At 76.9% G+C, this 1,276-nt stretch carries 1 protein-coding gene and 1 pseudogene; one reads left to right on the top strand and one right to left on the bottom strand.

Annotation, left to right across the window (positions count from 1 at the left end; genetic code table 11):
- Positions 1-58: 58 nt before the first annotated feature.
- Positions 59-478, top strand: a pseudogene (locus AB0K09_RS33490) (glycosyltransferase family 4 protein); the annotation flags it as partial.
- Here AB0K09_RS33490 and AB0K09_RS33485 read toward each other — a convergent pair.
- On the bottom strand, positions 451-1,276 hold an 826-nt coding region (locus tag AB0K09_RS33485; RefSeq protein ID WP_366069156.1), incomplete at its 5' end, for a helix-turn-helix domain-containing protein. The pseudogene AB0K09_RS33490 and the gene AB0K09_RS33485 sit on opposite strands and share 28 nt — an antisense overlap.

Raw genomic sequence — 1,276 nt, 5'->3', positions numbered from 1 at the left:
ATAGAACTGGACGTGCACGGCCTCCTCGAAGAGCTGCCGCGAGAGGTACAGGCGCGCTTCGGGGGAGGGGCGCGAGCGGCCCGCGCTGCAGCGCCGGATCGAGGCGGAGGAACTGCCGGTGCGGCTGGTGGGCCGCCGCGACGACGTGCCGGAGCTGCTGGCGACGGCGGACGTGGCGATCCTGCCCAGCCGCTGGGAGGCCCGGGCGCTGCTCGCGCAGGAGGCGCTGCACGCCGGGGTCCCGCTGGTGGCGACGTCGGTCGGCGGCGTGCCGGACCTCGTCGGGGACGCGGCCGTGCTCGTCCCCTACGGCGAGCCCGCCGCGCTGGCGGCGGCGGTGAGCCGGCTCCTGGACGACCCCGTGCGGCGGGCGGAGCTCGTCGCCGCCGGGCACGCCCGGGCGGCGACCTGGCCCTCCGAGGACGACACGGTCGCCAATGTGCTGAACGTCTACGACGAGCTGGCCGAACGCGTGTGATTCCGCCGCGCGCGCAGCGCCAGGCTCAGGGCGAGGACCGTGTCCGGGTCGTCCACGTCCACGCCCAGCAGCCGCGTGATGCGGGCGAGGCGGTCGTAGAGCGTCTGCCGGTTGAGGTGGAGCTCGCGCGCGGTCTCCGCCTTGCGGCCCGCGTGCGCGAGATACGTCTCCAGGGTGGGCAGCAGCGGCGGGCGCGCGGTGCGGTCGTGGGCGAGGAGCGGGCCGAGGACACGGTCGACGAAGGCCGCCAGATCGCCGTGCGAGCGCAGCCGCCACAGCAGGACGTCGACGTCCAGACTCCGTACGTCGTGCCACGCCCGGTCCTGCTCGGGCAGGCCCCGGGCCGCCGTCGCCGCCTCCGCGGCGTGGCGCAGACCCGCGCCGGCCGTGGACCAGCCGGTCGCCGCGCCGACGACCACCACCGGCCGCCGGAAGCCGGCCCGCCGGGCCCCCGCGCGCAGCGCGGCCGCCACGCGGTCGGCCACGGCCGTGCGCTCCTCCTCGTTCCGCAGCCCCACCAGAAGCGGAACCCGCTCTTCCGGCAGCCGGACGCCCAGCAGCACGGGCACGCCCACGGACGCCAGCTCCTTCTGCACCGCGCCCGCCAGGGCGGCCCAGCAGTCGGCCGGCACCAGGTCGCCGCCCATCCGCATCACCACCGGCAGCAACGGCCCGGCGCCCGGCCGGAAGCCGAGGACGCGGGCCTCACCGAGATGACGGGCAAGGCGACCCAGCTCGCCGACGCCCTCCAGGAGGAGCGGGACAAGTCCGCCGGTCCGCTGGTCTCCAAGAACCCCA

It is taken from the genome of Streptomyces sp. NPDC049577 (assembly GCF_040675635.1).
GTDB lineage: Bacteria > Actinomycetota > Actinomycetes > Streptomycetales > Streptomycetaceae > Streptomyces.
Note: the sequence above shows the minus strand (reverse complement) of the source record. Positions and strands in the feature narration are given on the sequence as shown.